The organism is Bacillus sp. M6-12 (genome assembly GCF_002860285.1).
Taxonomy (GTDB): domain Bacteria; phylum Bacillota; class Bacilli; order Bacillales; family DSM-1321; genus Peribacillus.
Window position 1 is genome coordinate 1 of the sequence record NZ_PGVF01000013.1, and the last position, 17,892, is coordinate 17,892.

At 40.5% G+C, this 17,892-nt stretch carries 17 protein-coding genes and 1 pseudogene; 3 read left to right on the forward strand and 15 right to left on the reverse strand.

Translation table 11 applies throughout. From position 1 onward, the window contains the following. The 14 genes and pseudogenes from CVD28_RS14465 to CVD28_RS14530 all read right to left on the reverse strand — a co-directional run. Positions 1-287: pseudogene (locus tag CVD28_RS14465) on the reverse strand (helix-turn-helix domain-containing protein); the annotation flags it as partial. A gap of 260 nt (positions 288-547) precedes the next feature. Beyond that, positions 548-1,543 (reverse strand): hypothetical protein, encoded by a 996-nt coding sequence (locus tag CVD28_RS14470; RefSeq protein ID WP_101593090.1) that lies wholly within the window; start codon positions 1,541-1,543, stop codon positions 548-550. Between the two features lie 105 nt (positions 1,544-1,648). Further along, positions 1,649-2,134 (reverse strand): type II secretion system protein, encoded by a 486-nt coding sequence (locus CVD28_RS14475; protein ID WP_101593091.1) that lies wholly within the window; start codon positions 2,132-2,134, stop codon positions 1,649-1,651. A 12-nt stretch (positions 2,135-2,146) separates the two neighbouring features. Further along, positions 2,147-2,986: a pilus assembly protein PilO gene (locus CVD28_RS14480; RefSeq protein ID WP_101593092.1), complete on the reverse strand. Its 840-nt coding sequence runs from the start codon at positions 2,984-2,986 to the stop codon at positions 2,147-2,149. Next, positions 2,983-3,678: a hypothetical protein gene (locus CVD28_RS14485; RefSeq protein ID WP_101593093.1), complete on the reverse strand. Its 696-nt coding sequence runs from the start codon at positions 3,676-3,678 to the stop codon at positions 2,983-2,985. Before CVD28_RS14485 ends, CVD28_RS14480 begins: the two co-directional genes overlap by 4 nt. Further along, positions 3,678-4,673 carry a type IV pilus biogenesis protein PilM gene (pilM, locus tag CVD28_RS14490; RefSeq protein ID WP_101593094.1) on the reverse strand — a complete coding sequence of 332 codons (996 nt, stop codon included), beginning with the start codon at positions 4,671-4,673 and terminating at the stop codon, positions 3,678-3,680. The genes CVD28_RS14485 and pilM overlap by 1 nt, the downstream gene beginning before the upstream one ends. A 20-nt stretch (positions 4,674-4,693) precedes the next feature. Then, the gene (locus tag CVD28_RS14495) at positions 4,694-5,455 is read right to left on the reverse strand and encodes a prepilin peptidase (RefSeq protein ID WP_101593095.1); all 762 of its coding nucleotides are present in this window, start codon (positions 5,453-5,455) and stop codon (positions 4,694-4,696) included. Between the two features lie 19 nt (positions 5,456-5,474). Further along, positions 5,475-5,981, reverse strand: coding sequence for a type II secretion system protein (locus tag CVD28_RS14500; protein WP_101593096.1), 507 nt, complete (start codon positions 5,979-5,981; stop codon positions 5,475-5,477). A 138-nt stretch (positions 5,982-6,119) separates the two neighbouring features. Further along, positions 6,120-7,331, reverse strand: coding sequence for a type II secretion system F family protein (locus tag CVD28_RS14505; RefSeq protein ID WP_101593097.1), 1,212 nt, complete (start codon positions 7,329-7,331; stop codon positions 6,120-6,122). Further along, positions 7,332-8,372, reverse strand: coding sequence for a type IV pilus twitching motility protein PilT (locus CVD28_RS14510; RefSeq protein ID WP_101593098.1), 1,041 nt, complete (start codon positions 8,370-8,372; stop codon positions 7,332-7,334). It lies immediately after the preceding gene. Between the two features lie 11 nt (positions 8,373-8,383). After that, positions 8,384-10,048: a GspE/PulE family protein gene (locus CVD28_RS14515; RefSeq protein WP_101593099.1), complete on the reverse strand. Its 1,665-nt coding sequence runs from the start codon at positions 10,046-10,048 to the stop codon at positions 8,384-8,386. Positions 10,049-10,066: 18 nt separating this feature from the next. After that, a complete protein-coding gene (locus CVD28_RS14520; RefSeq protein WP_101593100.1) occupies positions 10,067-11,500 on the reverse strand; it encodes a VanW family protein in 1,434 nt (477 codons plus the stop codon). A gap of 18 nt (positions 11,501-11,518) precedes the next feature. Further along, positions 11,519-12,277: a PRC-barrel domain-containing protein gene (locus tag CVD28_RS14525; protein ID WP_101593101.1), complete on the reverse strand. Its 759-nt coding sequence runs from the start codon at positions 12,275-12,277 to the stop codon at positions 11,519-11,521. 54 nt (positions 12,278-12,331) lie between these two features. Continuing rightward, entirely contained in the window at positions 12,332-13,933 is a 1,602-nt protein-coding gene (locus tag CVD28_RS14530) for a DUF4229 domain-containing protein (protein ID WP_101593102.1), read from the reverse strand. Positions 13,934-14,047: 114 nt separating this feature from the next. Here CVD28_RS14530 and CVD28_RS14535 point away from each other — a divergent pair, with 114 nt between their 5' ends. Genes CVD28_RS14535 through CVD28_RS14545 form a run of 3 tightly spaced genes read left to right on the forward strand, consistent with a single transcriptional unit; the run spans position 14,048 to position 16,810 of the window. Continuing rightward, positions 14,048-14,533, forward strand: a complete 486-nt coding sequence (locus CVD28_RS14535; RefSeq protein WP_101593103.1) for a type II secretion system protein — start codon at positions 14,048-14,050, stop codon at positions 14,531-14,533. Further along, positions 14,530-15,168 (forward strand): PulJ/GspJ family protein, encoded by a 639-nt coding sequence (locus CVD28_RS14540; protein WP_101593104.1) that lies wholly within the window; start codon positions 14,530-14,532, stop codon positions 15,166-15,168. Before CVD28_RS14535 ends, CVD28_RS14540 begins: the two co-directional genes overlap by 4 nt. A gap of 16 nt (positions 15,169-15,184) precedes the next feature. Beyond that, complete coding sequence (locus tag CVD28_RS14545) at positions 15,185-16,810, forward strand: hypothetical protein (protein ID WP_101593105.1); 1,626 nt, start codon at positions 15,185-15,187, stop codon at positions 16,808-16,810. A 136-nt stretch (positions 16,811-16,946) separates the two neighbouring features. Here the strand turns inward: CVD28_RS14545 and CVD28_RS14550 are convergent, their stop codons facing one another. Beyond that, positions 16,947-17,876, reverse strand: a complete 930-nt coding sequence (locus CVD28_RS14550) for an ankyrin repeat domain-containing protein (protein ID WP_101593106.1) — start codon at positions 17,874-17,876, stop codon at positions 16,947-16,949. Positions 17,877-17,892 lie beyond the last annotated feature (16 nt).

The following is a 17,892-nucleotide window of genomic DNA, read 5'->3' on the forward strand; positions in this document are numbered from 1 at the left end:
TTTTTTAAATATGCATTCTCCATTCGCAGCCGTTCTATTTCCGCTAATAGTGCTTCTTGCGAGCCCTCTGCAGGTTGTTGTTTGTTTTGGTCCTTTTTCATCAATGGACGCCCCCGTTTCTTGGAATGAAGGGCGCCTATACCTTGTTCTTCTACAACCTTCCGCCACTGCAAAATAGTCGATGGAGCTGAAATTTTAAAGATGGCAGCTGTTTCTAAAAGAGACGTCCCTGTTTCGTTCATATAATTAAGTACGTCTATTTTAAATTGTGCAGTGTAATTTGTATACTTGAATTTCAATCCATCCGGGCCATGAGCATTATAAAAGTATTTCTATCTCTACGCGGTCTCTTGTTTCAGCTGTCAGGAGAGAAAATTGCCCTCTTAATCGGAAAACGGGGATCATTTTACAGGAAGAGACGGTTTTTTGTGTTTTTTTGAATAGAAAAAAAGGGTTGCCGAGAGTCGATTACACCAACTTTCGGGACAGCCCCTTTCCCAGCAATTCATTTTGCATCCCCAAATGACTAAGTCCTATATCGCATTAATCAATAGTCTGATAAAGACTGGTTTGAATGAAGAAATGATAGAAGCCGGGCCTGTGCTTTAAGCAAGACAACAGGCTGTGGCGATGTCTCATATTGTTTTATGAATCCATCAGCCAGTACCAATTGTTTTTGCATGTCTTCCAGCTGTTTATTATTTATTTCTGCCTTATTTAATAATGCTAATTTATTCTGGTATTTACTAGGCGTGATTTTGGATTCTTCCTGGAGCATACTTGAAGCTACGATTGTTGTCATATCCTTAAAAACAGAATGTAGTGAAATCAGGATATTCTTGTCCTGGCTTGTCATCTTTTTTGAATACTGCAGTGTAACCGGTTTCCAATAAACATCAAGCTGAAATCCTTTATAATAAGCGGATAATTTTTTGCTCGCTTCAAGGCTTGGCGCTGCACCAAGAAATAGAAAATATTTATCTTCCAGTGGAAATAACCGGACAGGTATTTGCTTTTGTTCTATATCAGCTAATCCTTTCTTAGCAGCTTCTTCAGTACTGAACACTCCACCTTGAACTACAAAGGTTTCCAATGCAGGTACTGCTGCAGACGATTTTTCTCCTTCTGTAGGTGCTGCTGATGCTGCTACACTTACGTTATTGGCAGCTGGCTCTTTAACTTCTTCCTTTGCTGTAATCATATTCAAAACGATAAATCCAAGGCTTGTCCCAACCACAACAGCACAAAATAAAGCTGCAAGCGGCCTTTTAAAAAAGCTGGCGTTTTTTGTTTGCTTTACACCGCCAAATATAAATCCTGTTTTCTTCTTTGTTATTTCCGGGGAAAAGATAGATTCAGCAGCTTCATCGTCCCCTTCACCTTCTTTGGGAAGTATCCAATCAAAGCTTTCCTCTATGTTTTCTGCCGCAGCCGCTGTCTCTTCCATTGCAGTTACCGAAGGTTTGTTGCCTTCCGTATAAGATTTCGTTTCACCATTTATTTTAATAGTGATAGTCCGGTTCTTATCATTTTGCTTGTCCAATTTACTTTGCCTCCCTTCGACTTCATTTTTTTCATCCTATCATGGAGACAAAAAAAAATAACAAGACTTTTGTCGTCTTGTTATCAATAGCTTTCGTCAATTTTTTTAATTAAGCTCCATTACATGTTCGTTCGAAAGATCGTTAAATAAGATCGGTTCATCTGATTCTCCGCAAAGCTGACGTTCCAACCCAAACAAACAAACAGCTTCAATTTCTTGGTCCCGAACGGTAACAAATGAACCATTGTTCTCAGTACCCCATCTTTCGCCTGTATCTGGATCCTGTATTACTTCCAGGTACCCCTCTGTTACAAGCTCTGCATAACTAATCTCATTCTGGAATACTTCTTCTTGAAGAATATGATCCTGCAAATACCAGACGGCTGCCTCCCTTATTGCTAGAGCATTCGCAATAAATGCCTCTGTCCTGTTCTTTTGTATAAGACCTCCAATAGAAAGGACAGCTATAGCTGCAATAATGCCTAAAATAACGATGACTGCGAGGAGCTCGATCATCGTTAATCCTTTTTGATTGAGCAGTAACTTTTTTATAAGAGCCAGCTCCCTAAGAAAATTAATAATTTCTGTCATTTGCACGGCTGCTTAGTTTCCCGTATTGTTTTCTGGTTTCTTCTGTTCAGGCAAGTTTGCTGCATTAGTAAACGGATCTCTTTTGTTGGCAGGGTTAGGAGTTTCCAAAGGCGGAAGCTGCTCCTGCAGATCTGCTAAAGACGGCGAATAAAAAGCCGATACACTGACGGTATAGTCCAGGGCCTCACGCATCTGCAAAATAGATGTAAGTTCCAAAGGCCCCTTGAAGGATAGATTATCTACCTTAATAATCCGCCGGGTTGATTCAAGAGTAGAAATAAATTCTTCCAGTTCAAAAAAAGATGGAGATTTTACCCTTAAACTAGCTGTGATTTTTTTTACGCCTACGGGCAGGGTTTCTTCCGAAGAATTTTCCTCCGGGCTTTCTTTGTTTTGACTGTCCGAATCGGCATTTGTTTCAGCATCTCCTTCGACGGAGGCATCTTCAGCAGCTCCGCCATCCTTGGACGCACTGGATTGACTTTCCTGAAATTCCGCTAGAGTAGTTGAATCTGAGGCTTCTTCCTCCGCAAAGGACATTTCCATAATAAAGCTCTTTGAAATCGTCTCAGCTTTTTCAAAATCAAGAAGCAGCTGTTCGACTAAAGGTTTTACAGGCAATCTTTTTTGCAGCTCGACTGTCGTCTCAAAGGTGTCTTCTTTCGATTGAGTGGTTTGTGACTGAAGGGCTGTCAACAGCTTTTGCTCATTTTGAAGCTCGTTTTGTTTAGCTGCCAAGTTGGACTTTAGCGGGTATAGCAGCCAAAAATATAAACCTGTCATAATAAGAGCGATTCCAAGGATGGAACCGATAAGGATATAAACGTGCTTTTTTTCCATTTTCAAGCTCATTGTTTATTCTCCTCCTCATCATTAGGAGAAGCCTTTTCCTGATTGTTCTCTTCTTTGGATGCCGTTTCTTTTATAAATTCATTATCCAGATGAATTTCATACTGCCCAACATATCTAGGCAAATAAGGATCATTAGGTAATTTTGCTTCGTTCGTGCTTTTTCCTGGAATAATAACGGTTTCGTTAACATTTTGCTCAGATGATTCATTTTGAGCCGCAGCAGTAGTTAGCGACACCATTGAAGCATTAAGCACCCACTCGGAATCAGTTAATTTTTTCAGGTAATATGCAGCCTCCACCGACGTATCAAATTGAACTGATAGCCCTACCACACTGTCTTCCTTATAATCGAATGTCAGGAAGAATCCCCTTTCAGGAAGCAAGGAAATCAGGTGGCGCAAAACGCGAACAGTTTCAATCGGGTAAGTTTCCGCCCACTTCACCATCCGATTCAATTCAGCAACCGAATCTGTGTCTTCTTGCTCTATCAGTTTCTGTTCTTCGGAAGCGATTATTTGCTTTGTTGTTTGGATCTGGTTCTCTAAAGTTTCTATCTCATTGTTCTGATTGCTATACTGCCAGTACACAAGACCTATGGCACCAAGCATCAGCAGTGACAATAGCAGGATTAACAGGAAATATCCTGCTTTTTTTCTCTCTTTTTTAGGGAGTAAGTTAATTTCAACTAACATTATCTCACCCCTTTAAGAGCTAATCCTAAGGCTGCATTAAACCGATAAGGAACTGATTCATCACTTGCATGCGACAATTCATCCTGGTTTATAATTTCAAACCCGACATCAAACTGACTGGACATCACTTTCAGCAATTCCGGCAGATAGGGATGGTCACCGCATAGGAGAATTTTGGAGATCTTTGATTGTCCCTGATTTAATGAATATTGATAAAAGCTCATGACTCTTTCTATTTCTTTATATGTATCCTCAAGCATTGTGAGATACTGCTCTTTATCTCCTGTATAAGAAAGCTCATTATGCCTTGAACGGGTGCCTTCAGCTTCCCACTCGTCAGATTCACCTTGTATAGGAATATGTCTCATAAAAATCGGCTTGTGATCAACAAAGATACTCGCACTTACACTAAACAGGTCAAACTCAAGGAGCAGCAAATGGTCATCACGGACTGCCTGATCATTACGGTAATACAGCCTGTATAGAGCAAGTGAGGAAATGTCAGCGGCAACAGGGGTAAGCCTGCAATCTTCAAGCAGCATATTATAATCCATAATAATTTCCTCAGGAGCTGCAAAGAGCAGCAATTCTTTTTTCCCATCGCTTTCACCCAAAACGACAGCATCAAAAACCGGTTCTTCAAATGGCAGGTGAATACTGGTACCCAATTCTAAATATAGATAACCCTTTATTTCGTCATCCTTCACATCTAAAGGTATCTGCACCTTCCGAATAACGATAAAAGGATCCGGAACCAAAAAGCGGACAGACCGTTTTTGAATTTTCCATTCATCAATCTGTTGTTCCAGAATGGTTGATAGCGTTTCAAAGTCTACAATCCGTCCATCCTTAATAATTCCGGAAGGCAAGTAGTATTCACCGCATTTGGAAATAATCGGAGGATTTGTTTGCTTCATTTCGACATAGCGAATGGCATGATCCTTGATGCTAAGATTGACTATGCGGTTTTTACCGGAAAATAGAGATAATGCCATGTGAAGCGCCCCTTAAGTAATCAAAATCCAGCTATAAATATATGTGTATACCAATATACTATTCTTTCTCCAAAAAAGTAAGCAGCCAAGGTACCCATTGCAATGAACGGCCCAAACGGTATTGGCTTCTTTCGTTCTACCGCACCAATTAATAATCCTACTATACCAAAAACTGCCCCAAAAAAGGTAGAAAACATAAATGAAAGCAGCACGGATTTCATTCCCAGTAATAAGCCAAGAACAGCAAACAGCTTAATATCGCCTCCGCCCATACCTCCCTTGCTGACAACAGCGATCAGCAAGAGGAGCAAAAAACCCGCTGCAGCTCCGAGAATACTGTCAAACCAAGGTGTCAGCGGCTGCCAAATTCGCAGACATAAAAAAACAGCTGTAAAAAACAGCAGAATCTTATCCGGAATAAGCATATAGGCAATATCTGATACCGTAATAATCATAAAAAGTGAAATCAATGCCCAGGCAATAAACAATTCTGACGTCCAGCCCAATACTAGCGGGGCGGCTGCAAACAGCAAGCCTGTCGTTAATTCAATCAAAGGATACAGAGGCGAAATGCGCGACTTGCAGCCGCGGCATTTTCCCCTCTGGATTACATACGATAAGACCGGTATTAATTCGAATGGCGATAGCGTCTTTTTGCACGTTGGACAGGCTGACCGCCGGTTGGTGAATGATTGTTTGATTGGCACGCTTAGACCGACTACGTTGTAGAAGGATCCTAGTGTGAGGCCGATTATTACACAAAAAGAATAATAGGTGTTCATACCAGCCCTCTCTATCTAGTTACGAATCTTTATTTTCATCATCATCATCATCATCTTCAGATGCTGGAGCACCAATAGCACTAGTTGGTACAGGTTTTTTAACATTAGACCTGTTAAGCTGTCCTTCTACCGCATGTATTCCTCTAGAACCATTGGTTAATTTAACAGTGTAACTGTATTTATTTCCAACTTTTGAAATGATTACATGCGAATTAGCCTCATCATAGCCATTTGTTTCTTTATCCGGGTCTTTAATTTCATCAATTAACTCTTCTGTATACATTTCGGATAATAATAACGTTTTAGGGAAACTTGCTGAGTTAGCGTGGCCTGTAACCCAAATCTTCGCAGAATTAACCATCTGCTGTGCATTCGCAACATGAGCATCCTTTTTGGAATTATCGATTAGCCCTCCAATACTCGGAATCGCAATTGCAGCAATTATCCCTAAAATTACAACAACAGCCAAAAGCTCGATCAGCGTTAGACCGCGTTCATTCTTCAAGTTCTTTTTGAAAAATTCCATTCTTTCCCTTCCTTTCCTTTTACGGACTATTTTACTATTTCTTTAATATAATACTATATTTTTCTAATAAATAAATAGATAAATTATGAAACATTTTGGTAATTTTCCCCTTATGTTAAGGAGTTGTTTATAGCATATTTACTGGTTGCCGACCTGATTGAATATCTCAAACATTGGCACCATGATAGAAGTTACGATTGTACCTACCAAACCTGCCAGTACGACAATCATGAGCGGCTCTATCAGCGATTTAAGCCGATCGGTGCTATTTTCAACTTCTTTTTCATAAAAATCGGCTACTTTGCCAAGCATTGAATCGAGCGCACCTGTCTGTTCGCCGATCGCTATCATTTGCGTGATAAGCGGCGGGAACGCCCAATGCTTTTTCATTGGTACTGTAATCGATTGTCCGCGCTCCAGCGATTCCCGGGACTTTATAATTACTTTACCGATGACTTCATTCTCTACTACCTGTTCAACGATATCCATAGCCTGCAGAATAGGAACAGAGCTGTTAAATAATGAACTGAGTGTCCGGGTCATCCTCGCGAGGACAGCTTTTTGGAGCATATTCCCGAAAATGGGCAATCGGAGCAGAAAATAGTCAAGGTAATATTTCGTCTTCTTATTTTTCCGGATAGCTATTATTGCTGCTGTAAAAAGAATAAAGAACAGTATTACAAGGTACCAGGCCTTCTGCATTAGTTCACTGGCACTCAATACAAACTTAGTGATAGCCGGGAGCTCGCCGCCAAAGTCGGCAAACATGTCCACAAATGTCGGCACAACGGAGACAAGGAGAAAAATAACAACAGCAATTGCAATAAATGCAATAACCATAGGATATGCCATCGCTGATGTTATCTTTTGCCGTGTTGCATACTGCTTTTCGAAATGGTCTGCAAGACGTTCAAGGGTTTCGTCCATATTACCGCCGGCTTCACCGGCACGGATCATATTAATAAACATTGGTGAGAAGATCTTGTTATATTTGGCAGCAGAATCTGATAATGGATTTCCTTCCCTAAGGTCCTGTTCTATATTTTGCAGTGCCTTCCGTAACGGTTTACTCTCGGTTTGCTGTGAGAGAATACTTGTGGCCTCAACAACGGAGACACCAGCTTGCAGCAGGGTAGAAAACTGTCGCAGATAAATGACGAGGTGCTGCAGCTTAACCGGATTTCCGATGGTGATTTCCTTTGAAAGAACCGATTCTGCAACCTCGGTTAACTCCATGACCCGGACTCCCTCTTCCCGTAATTTCTGAACGGCTTCACGCTTTGACCCTGCTGTAATCACTCCGTCTTTCTTGCCCTTTATAGTTCTGCCGGAATACTTGAATTTAGCCATCTATTCTACCCGTTCCTGCAGGAAAGGAGCTGCTGTTTCCCTGGAAATCAACCCGGAATTTACTAAGTCCTTTATACTGCTATCCAATGTATGCATTCCCTGCGCACGGGATGTTTGCATAATATTTACAATCTGATGAATCTTTTCATTACGAATCAAATTGGCAATAGCCGGGTTATTGACAAGGATCTCAGTTGCAGCCTTTCTTCCCTTTTTATCCACGGTAGGAAACAGACGCTGGGAAATTATCGAAACAAGTACAGAAGCAAGCTGTATACGCACCTGTGGCTGCTGTGAAGGTGGAAACACATCGATAATCCGGTCTATCGTAGAAGGTGCACTTGAGGTATGCAGGGTACCAAAAACCAGGTGGCCTGTTTCGGCAGCAGTGATAGCTGTGTGAATTGTTTCCAGATCCCGCATTTCTCCGACAAGAATTACATCAGGGTCCTGACGAAGCGCTGCTCTTAGACCATTTGCAAAATTATTTGTGTCGAATCCGACTTCTCGCTGATCTACAATACACATGTTGTGCTTATGCAGGTATTCAATCGGGTCTTCAAGGGTGATAATATGCTTTCTTTGTGTCGTATTCATAAATTGAATCAACGAAGCAAGCGTTGTTGATTTCCCGCTCCCGGTAGGACCTGTTACAAGCACCAACCCCTGTGGCTTCTCCGCTATCTTAGCAAGAACTGCTGGCAAATCAAGTTCTTCAAGCGTCGGTATTCTTGTAGGAACAATACGGACGGCCATCGCCACACAAGAGCGCTGTAAATAAGTATTAACCCGGAATCTGGAAATCCCATGAATTCCATACGAGAAGTCAAGCTCTCCTTTTTCCTTGAAAATTTCCCACATCGCTTCCGGTATGATTGCCTTTGCCATTGCTTCTGTGTCGTCAGGCTTTAAGATATCCTTGCCATATTTCTTCAGTTCTCCGTTGATTCTCATCACTGGAGGAACTCCAACAGTCATATGAATATCGGAAGCCTTTAGTTCAAAGCCCGCGCGCAGCAAATGATCTATTCTTTCTTTCATTTTTGGCACCTCTATTCCAGGATTGCTACCCTGAGTATTTCCTCGGTTGTAGTTAAGCCTTGCTTTACTTTTAATAAGCCATCATCAATCAGGAAAATGGTTTTGGATTTAATAGCAAGTTCACGCAGCTTTGTTAATGGCTCACCGTTCATAATAACCCGTCTCATTTCGTCATTCAGCACGAGGATTTCATGGATGGCAATCCGTCCTTTATATCCGGTCATATTGCAGGACGAACACCCGGAACCTCTTTTTATACTATCAATCTTCAAGCCTCTTTTTGCAAAAATGTCAATTTCCCGTTTTGAAGGCTGCTGTGCTTTTCCGCAGTCCCGGCAAACCTTTCGTACAAGCCGCTGTGCAACCACCCCGCTTAGCGATGAAGCAATGAGGAACGGCTCAACACCCATATCTGCCAATCTCGTAATGGTTCCAAGTGAATCATTGGTATGGATTGTACTCAATACAAGATGTCCCGTCAGTGAAGCGCGTATTGCTACTTCCACTGTGTCTTTATCACGAATCTCACCAACCATGATGATGTTTGGATCCTGACGTAAAATAGAACGGAGCCCTGCAGCAAATGTCATGCCAACATTTGTATTTACTTGAATCTGATTAATTCCTTCCAGCTGATACTCCACCGGGTCTTCAATGGTAATTATATTTACTTCTTCGTTATTTAACCGGTTAAGAGCGGCGTATAGAGTGGAAGATTTACCTGAGCCGGTTGGACCTGTAATAAGGACAATCCCTGTAGGCTGTTCAATCATCCCCAAAAACCGCTGATAGTTCAACTTGTTAAAACTCAATTTATTAATATCATTCAAAGAACTTCCAAGATCCAGAATCCTTAACACAATTTTTTCTCCATATACAGTTGGAAGCGTAGAAACACGAAGGTCGACCGGATGGAAATCTGGATTTATCTTGATTCTCCCGTCCTGGGGTATACGGTGTTCTGTAATATCCAGGTTCGACATGATTTTCACCCTGGCGGTCAGCACATTTTGCATATGCTTAGGCAGGCTGCGTTCTGTTCGCAGCACACCATCCACCCGGTAGCGGATGATTACCTTTGTTTCCTGCGGATCTATATGAATATCGCTCGCCTTTTGAGTTACCGCATTTGCTATCAGCTGATTAACAAGCTTAACGATTGGTGAATCTTTGTCAATAGCCCTTTCTTCCTGTACCGGTGTTTCCCCCCCAGGAATTTCAACCATAAGCTCTTCAAGGCCCGCATCCATTTCATAATACTTTGAGATAGCCCGCAATATATCATCTTTGGTTGCGATTGCAGTTTCAATTTGAAAACCTGTTGCCAGCCGGAGATCATCAATCGCATAAAAATCCATTGGGTCTGCCATGGCAACATACAGCCTATCGCCTTCTTTTTTTAGCGGAATTAATAAGTTCCGTTTCGCTGTTTCCTTGGAAACGATACTGAACAGTTTTGGATCAAATGGATACCGGTACAAACTAACGTGCGGAATGCCAAGCTGGAATTCCAGTACTTCAATTAATTGCTGCTCTGTAATAAAGCCGTTTTGAAGCAGCATGTCCCCTAGCCTTTGGCCGGGGCTTTTTTGTTTTAACGCAGATTGAAGCTGGTCTTCAGTAATCAGACCAGCTTCAACAAGTAAATCTCCGAGGCGTTTTCGGGTTGGTGACATATTTCATCCCCGCTTTTTTTATTTTAAATTTTCTTCACTTTCTTTGGGCTCTTTTCCATCCGCCGAAGGATCGGGTTGGTCAGAAGACGTTCCTTCTTTAACCGGATTGGAAGAATTAGATTCAGATGATTCTTCTGAATCTATCGAACCCTCGTCCCTATCATTTCCCCTGTCTATTTGATCTTCAGAGTTATCAGGCTGATTTTGAGAAGGGATGCTTTCCCCCGAATCTCCATCATCTTCCTGTGTTCCTTCACCATCATCCGGAGTTCTTTCACTATTTTCTGTTTCATAAATAGGGAATAATAGACTATGAACTTCAATTCTGTGGTCGGGTGGATAAAAGTCGTCCGAAAGTATTTCTTTGTTAATCAGGTGATTGCCCTCGTCATAAGTTTCGCGGAATATTTTTATCATATACCCTTTCTTGCCTTCCTTTTCTGTCCTGCTTTGACCAGGAAGGAGCTGGGCATTATAGTGCCTTACTGTACCAGGCTCAAAACTTTTTTCATCCTGTTTCACTACTGAATATTGATATAGAAAAGATTCTCCCTTTAGGACAGCTGCAAGGTTATTCCCCTCAATTGATAGCTCCAAGGTATAGGCAGTATCGTTCGGGTTTGAAAGTACTAGATCAAGATTGCTTTCACTACTTACTTTTGCTTCATAGCCAAGGGATGCATAAGGCGGCAGTTCTCTGCTAATATGCCGTTCAATGATAGAAAAGTTGGTTGGCAGGAAGGCATTATAAATTACTGTAGCTAATATGCTTAATGAAGAATCCTTATACTTTTGAGTTTCTAATTCCTTCATTTTTTCCAATAAAGAGAATTGTGAACGGGCAGGAATTTGAATTTTCTCCATTTCAGAAACCAGGCTAATTAAATCTTGTTTATTATCTCCCAATTTTACAGAGGACTTAGCTATGGCAACATCATTTTCGGCTGAACCTGCAATGTAATTCTCCAATGAAAAATCATAGATGCCTGGTTCTAGCATTGTGGCACTTAACAGCAGATCATGGGTTAACTTTTCTTTATCCAATTCCTCGGCGGATAGTGTGATGGAGGTATCATATACCATATCCATTAAATCATCCTCTTCCAGCTGGACAAGCGCCAAGTTTTTACTGCCTGGTTTAAGCATTGAAATCGTTTCTTCATTTTTAAATTTGAAGGCTTTTGTTGCTACTGAAACACGTTTTTCTTTATACATAAACTCTATTTTTGTATTGTTCTTCCACTGCACCGTTTTTTCTTCAAGTATAGAGAGCGCTTCATTCTTTGTTTTATTAGCCACATTAACAACACCGATGGCAGTCCCCTCAGTAAATGCCTGTTCACTTTCAGTTAGAGAATGAAATACCGGTGTCCCGAAGTGGGAGAAACCCAAGATATAGCCAGTAGATAAAAGGAGTGCCAGAAATAGTTTAATACCCTGCGTATTCTCCACAGATTACACACCTCTTTTTCAAGCCTCAACGTTCATCGATAATTCGATAACCACTCCTGGGCCTTCATCCTGTGCTCTTGTTATGTGTTCATAGTTTAAAATTGTTCCCCGGGAGATGAACAGATTGCCTTCTGAATCACGGATATCCTTTAATACCTTTTTACCCTGCAGAAGCTCAATTTGCTTTTCTTTCAATTCAGCGCTATCCTGCGGAGAAATCAGACCGGCATTTGAGTTATCCTCAGTCTCTGAAGATTCATTTGCATCTTCCTCCAGCTGTAAAAGCTTTTCCGGCTCATCCAGGAAAAATTGTGCGGCATCTTCCTTCACGATAATAATATCTTTCCCGAACGTTTGTACGCTTTCTGCCCGGAGCACTACTTCTCCTTCAGAAGAAGTCATCAGCATTCCTACAATCATACCGTTTTCTTCATCCGTAAAATACTCTGTAATGTTTCCTAAAAGCTGGCCTTTTCGAGTCATGACCTTGGTATTAATAATTTTTATTTTTTTATTTACTAATTGATTAGCAATGGGAATTTCATTTAAATCAATCACTGAATTTTCACTTTCCACTGTAACAGCATATTCTCCAATTCCAATGACCTTTTTAAATGGAATGGCTTTTACACTTACCTGCCAGTCTTCATGTTCTATGGTTAGAAAGTCGATTGATCCTTTATCAGGATTAATGATCAGAGATTTAACCCGGCCTACTTCGTGGCCATCGGAAAGACTGATAATAGGAAGACCAGTTATTTCAGAACTTTTTTTCATTGGTTTCACCATACCTAATTATTTATTTCATATGTTCAATTAAAAAAAATTGTCCTATGATAGGGTATAATAATAATGTTTATATAAATAGTCAATTTGCTGCTCAAGGACAGGATATTTTTTATATTTATCCTTTAATTCTTCCATGAGGTTATGAAAATTTTTACTGTCCTTTACAGAAATATAGTGCTCCATAAGAAGAATAGCAAAGTTATAGTAATGCTGATCCGGCATTTCCGGATGCAGATATTTCTTCAATAATTTTTCGTATTCTGCAGGCTGTAAAGAAAGTCTCGCCAAACGCAGCTGTGAGAGCATTGTCTCGAACATCTTCTGCTGTAATCCGGCAGCTGTTTCAATAAACTGGCTTTCATCCAGCACAGTTTCTTCATCCTCGGCAGCGTCTTGCAGCTCCAATTCAGAATCTGCAGATGTCAAATCTTCTAAATCCTCTAAAGTTTCTAATTCTCCATACTGGACAGGGCTTTCAACCGCTTCCACAGAAAGAAGCTCAAAGTCATGTTCCACAGGGTCAGTCAGTGACTCTTCGGCTGACAGGTTTGAAATAATATTTTCCCCCGAATGTTCGGTTTGCATGTCAGGCACTTTCATTTCAACTGCTGGATCTTCATTACCTTTTTCATAGGAACTGCTGAATTCTTTAGGATCCGAAATTTCAGCAAGCTCTTCCAGCCATGATTTATGGGTATATTCATCTTCATCAGTTTGAAGTTCCGGTTCTTCAGATAATTCTTTTTCGTTTTCTTCCTCATATTGATCTTCAAGCAGGGTACCAATTGTATCAAGATCCTCCTGCGGCTCGTCAGCATCTTTTCCTGTTTCCATTTCTCCGCTGTCCGGGAATGATTGCAGCGGTGCAATAATATCATCAGCCCAATCAGGCTCCACAGATGAAGGGAATCCGTTTTCTTGTTTTGGAAATGCTGAATCCCGTTCAATGGTATCAAGAACAGTTTCTAACGGAATTCTGTCATCTATATCATCATTTTCCAGAAGCATTTCAATTGAGGATAAATAACCAGGGTTCTCTTCAGCAGTACCGTTTGCCGGCTCTTCAGAGTCTCCCTCTATCACTTCGGGGCTGAAATTCAGCTGTTCAAAGCTTGTCTCCCACTCCAGTAAACTGCTATCTTCAGCTGTTCGGTCTTCCGGAGCGAGACTGCCCGGTACTTCCTCTTCCTCATCCGGGGTGTTACTTTCTTCCCCGGGAGAAAGTTCTTCAATATTCGCAAAGTTTTCATTAAAGATGACGAACTCACTCGAATTTTCAGTTTCCCCTCCAGCCTTGAACAGAACAACTTCTTTATCTCTCTCTTGTCCATTTTCGGCTTTATGTACCTTCGTGTGCTCATTTACGTATATTTCTTCCCCGGCAGCAGCAGATACTTCCTGCAGGAAAACAATTCCTGAAAATCTTTTAATAAACAAGTAGGTAATTATGATTACTAGCAGCAGGGCTACAAGCATTGATTGCCAAAGCGGCATAGTAACATCAGCCAGCATTGCCACCGCAGAAATTAGTAAAGAAGCCCCTGTGATCAGCAGTTTCCCCTTTATCCCCATGCCAATCGGTAATAGAAATAAGACAGGAACCAATAAAACAATTGAAGCGGCTGCCAAAATAAATGTCTCCAACTCTCTCGCCCCTCCATTGTGGTTTAATATATAGACACCTTTTACTACCAAAGTTCTATAATTCTTATAAAATATTGTATAATAAACTTAGGTATTTTGAAAGAAGGGGAAGAAATGAAACAAGTGAATTTTTTTCAGGATAACGAAGGAATGACACTTATAGAGGTCTTATTGGCCGTTACAATATTAGGAATTTTGTCTATTTCCATCATGGGTATTTTTAACCAGGCTTATGATTTTACCAAAAAAAACGAAGATAAAACTGTAGGAATCAATGTTGCGCGAAATATACTATATTTTATGGAACAGCAGGATTATTCAGCAATTAATGAAGGGGTAGTGGAAGCTCAGAACACCCGGCCTTTAACCGCTGATGACTGTACCAGGACTTACAGGGATAAGGATGATAACAATAAAGAAAAACCGGTATTTACCGGAAATTGCTCCGGTGTGCTGAATACCACTGTGAATGATATACCCTATAGGGCAGAAATTGAAGTACAAAAACATTCAACCCTATCAAAGTATCTTATTCCTATAAGTGTTACCGTCCGCTGGAATGAAAATGAAGCAACCGTTGAGGGAGCGATCAGAAAATGAATATGCTTCGTATAAATGAACGCGGGCTTACATTAGTAGAGGTTCTTTTAACCATAGTTATCACTTCCATTGTGTCAACAGTCATTTATTCCACCTTTATAACCGGCTTAAAGCTGTATCAGAAAATTCAGGTGGAGGGTCAATTGCGGGATGACGCCGATTACATCGCTGCTACAATTCTGAATCAAATGTACAGCAACGCACCCAAACGTGTGGAATCGTTTGTATCACCATCTGGTGACCGGGGAATCCGCCTTGTTAAGGCAGTGGATAAGGAGGTTAATGGCTATCTGGTTGAGGATGAAGCAGGCAGTGAAGAGTTTATCGATATTTATGTCAATTCCGGGAGCCTTATCATTGATCAAACATTGCAAACACCGGAGTTTGAAAACGATATAACACTGTCGGATCTGAAATCGCAACTTGCGGTTATAAATGAAAACGAACATGACGAACAAACTTCGGAGATTTTGTTGGATCCGTCTGTTGGCAGCTGCACAGTAAATGATGCAGGGGCTTCCGTTTGTAAGCACGGAACAATAAAACTTACCCTTGTTCTGGCCGACAGGCAAAGTACGGCAGGATCACTGATTAAGACTGATCCTTTGGTGTTAGAAAGCTCATTCGGCTTTTAACGGAGGAGAATTTAATATGAATTATTTTAAAAATGAAAAAGGCTCGGCTCTTCTTGTTGTTATGTTAATGTTTCTTGTGTTTACAATTCTTGGACTGGCCATAGTATCTTCAAGTCTAGGGGGGTCTAATCGTACGGAAAAAAGAGAAACAGAAGTCACTGAAAATCTCAATGCGCTCAAGTCAATTAAAGAAGCGAATGCATTGATTCAGGCATTTGTTGAAGAAAAAGAAAATGAATCTGATAATGAAGTAAAGCTATTAAAGAATGATAATATCGAACACTATGATTCTGCCATCCTAGCCTTTATAAATGGGCAGAATGATAGGGTTAATCCTGAAGATGAAGAGTTTAAAACCGGAAATGCTTTTAGGCTATCTGATAAAACAAGTGAGTATCCCGGCATTTCCCTGTCGGATTATACCCGGGTAATTGAAATAGAGACTTCCCTATATAGGCAAAGGGTTTTTATCACAGCAATGCCAAGCTTTTTAAAGTATGCAATAGGATCCAGAGGTTTTTTGACAATAAACGGTTCACCCTATATTGATGGAAATGTGTATTCGAACCTTGGATTGGATATTACCAGGAATGCTGAGTACATATACAAAAATGTGAAGGACGATGAGCCGACAGCTCTTCCTGCCATTACAGAGAATAAAGAAGTCTTCGTCGAGAATGAAGGTAATATAACTTTGGGCAAAATCCCTCTTCATCCTTCCGAAATCAAAAAAGCTTTTGATGGAAATCCTATTTTTAATAACGATGAAACGACATATGTGGCTGTTGATATTCATAAGACATTTCTGGAAAAGTTGACTGAGGGGGGATTTACTAGTGAAAATTTGCCTAGCCCAAATATGAGTGATGGTGAAAAACAGCAATTTATCAGACAATTTATCAGTAAAAGCTACACACCTATTGATGAACTCAGGTCTTCTCAGATAGGCGGATCCAATAAATTATATAAGGTCTCGGATTATGGACTGCTTTATCCGGGAGATACAAAAATTGATGCTGACGAAATTGAGCTCGAAGATGATCAGTGGCTTATTATTAATGGTGATGCCACATTTGAAAGCAAAGGAAAGTCACGCATGGATGTAAAGGCAAATATTCTGGTAACCGGGGATTTAACGATAAAAGGAAACTTTAGCTTTCATTCCGTTATTTATGTATTGGGCAAAACTACATTGAACAATGTAAAGATCGTTTGTTATCAAGATACATGCAATAATAACGACGAGAGTGATGATGCGGTATTAATTTTGATGACACAAGGATTTTTGGATATAGCAAGAATAAACGAGTTTACTAGTATTACGGAAGATGAAACTGAAGATAATAATAACCAGATAAGCGGATATTTGTATACTGCTTCCGATGCAATTATCTATGCAGTTGGATCGTTGCTCAATATTGATGGAGGCATATTTTCCGGCGGGAACTTGATCGTTAACAGTTATAGGGGAAATGCGGACGAAAATGATTCCAAAACAGGTCTTATCTTTTACGCTAAAGAAGGAACAAGATTTTCAAGATTGAAGATAAAAAACGACAATAGGTTATTCCTTAACCAAGCCCAAGGATTACCTAAAGTAAACAATTTGGAAGTTATTCCGGGGCGGCTAGTGAAAAATTAACAAACCCCACAGTTCTGTATTTTGTTCAGGACTGTGGGATTTTGTATATTATTAAATATGGGTCTGTTGACCAGCACTTAAAACTATTTATTGGATCAAAGTATACCACCCACCAGGAAGATTCCGCTATAGCCAGTTATTTCTTCTGTTTAATATCCACCAATAATTCCTCAACCTCTTCATGGTTCCACTTTCTTGCATAGTCCATTGCAGTCAGACCATCCTTGCTTACCAGTTCCTTATCCGACCCTTTGTTAAGCAGCAGCTTTACGGCACCGTCGTTTCCCAGATCTGAGGCTAACATTAGGGGGGTGAGGCCGAGATTATTTTGATGATTGACAATATCCCGGTTATTAAGGAGGATGGGCAGCAATTGATCACGGCCGTTCATAATTGCTGTATGCAGCAGGGAATTTCCTTCTTTATCCACTCCTTTTATTAGTTCAGGTTCTGACTCGAGTAGTAATTCAACTGCTTTTGAATTACCTTGCTGGACTGCCAGAAAAAGAGGTGTTTCCCCAAGCTTATTTGGTTTATCAGCGCTTAGTCCCTTTTTCATCAGCAGATGGATCATTTGGGTTTCCCCTTTTAATGAGGCAATGTGAAGGGCATTATTTCCCAGGTCATTTGTTTTCTTTAATTCATCGATATGAAGCTTTAATGCCGTCTGGAGCAAATCTATTTTTTCTTTTTGGAGACTGATATTGCCTTCATCTTGCTTATAATAATTAAATGAGAACAATATGGAAACAAATAATGGTTCTTTTGATTTTCTATCAACCGTACCGCCCTTCTCCAGAATATAATCTGCAATATCAAAATTTTGATAAAGGAGGGCATATTCCAAAGGTGACATCCCCTCTTCCGACCGTACCTTCTCATCATTCAATGCCCCGGTATACTTCTTAACTCCTTGTTTATTTCCATCCTTGATTGCCTGAAACAGTTTTTTCTCGGTTTCCAGCTGTTTTGCCTTTGAGGCCGGACCAAAACTTTGAAGGGCAAATACCATAATTGCCAGCAAAAGAATTCCGGACAACGCTGAGATTAGTATCTTTTTGTTCATACAGGATAAATCCCCT

Bases quoted from the DNA above. Each gene is read 5' to 3' on its own strand.
- CVD28_RS14475 (WP_101593091.1), bottom strand. From the start codon at position 2,134: ATGACAGAAATTATTAATTTTCTTAGGGAGCTGGCTCTTATAAAAAAG.
- CVD28_RS14480 (WP_101593092.1), bottom strand. From the start codon at position 2,986: ATGAGCTTGAAAATGGAAAAAAAGCACGTTTATATCCTTATCGGTTCC.
- CVD28_RS14485 (WP_101593093.1), bottom strand. From the start codon at position 3,678: ATGTTAGTTGAAATTAACTTACTCCCTAAAAAAGAGAGAAAAAAAGCA.
- pilM (WP_101593094.1), bottom strand. From the start codon at position 4,673: ATGGCATTATCTCTATTTTCCGGTAAAAACCGCATAGTCAATCTTAGC.
- CVD28_RS14495 (WP_101593095.1), bottom strand. From the start codon at position 5,455: ATGAACACCTATTATTCTTTTTGTGTAATAATCGGCCTCACACTAGGA.
- CVD28_RS14500 (WP_101593096.1), bottom strand. From the start codon at position 5,981: ATGGAATTTTTCAAAAAGAACTTGAAGAATGAACGCGGTCTAACGCTG.
- CVD28_RS14505 (WP_101593097.1), bottom strand. From the start codon at position 7,331: ATGGCTAAATTCAAGTATTCCGGCAGAACTATAAAGGGCAAGAAAGAC.
- CVD28_RS14510 (WP_101593098.1), bottom strand. From the start codon at position 8,372: ATGAAAGAAAGAATAGATCATTTGCTGCGCGCGGGCTTTGAACTAAAG.
- CVD28_RS14515 (WP_101593099.1), bottom strand. From the start codon at position 10,048: ATGTCACCAACCCGAAAACGCCTCGGAGATTTACTTGTTGAAGCTGGT.
- CVD28_RS14525 (WP_101593101.1), bottom strand. From the start codon at position 12,277: ATGAAAAAAAGTTCTGAAATAACTGGTCTTCCTATTATCAGTCTTTCC.
- CVD28_RS14535 (WP_101593103.1), top strand. From the start codon at position 14,048: ATGAAACAAGTGAATTTTTTTCAGGATAACGAAGGAATGACACTTATA.
- CVD28_RS14540 (WP_101593104.1), top strand. From the start codon at position 14,530: ATGAATATGCTTCGTATAAATGAACGCGGGCTTACATTAGTAGAGGTT.
- CVD28_RS14545 (WP_101593105.1), top strand. From the start codon at position 15,185: ATGAATTATTTTAAAAATGAAAAAGGCTCGGCTCTTCTTGTTGTTATG.
- CVD28_RS14550 (WP_101593106.1), bottom strand. From the start codon at position 17,876: ATGAACAAAAAGATACTAATCTCAGCGTTGTCCGGAATTCTTTTGCTG.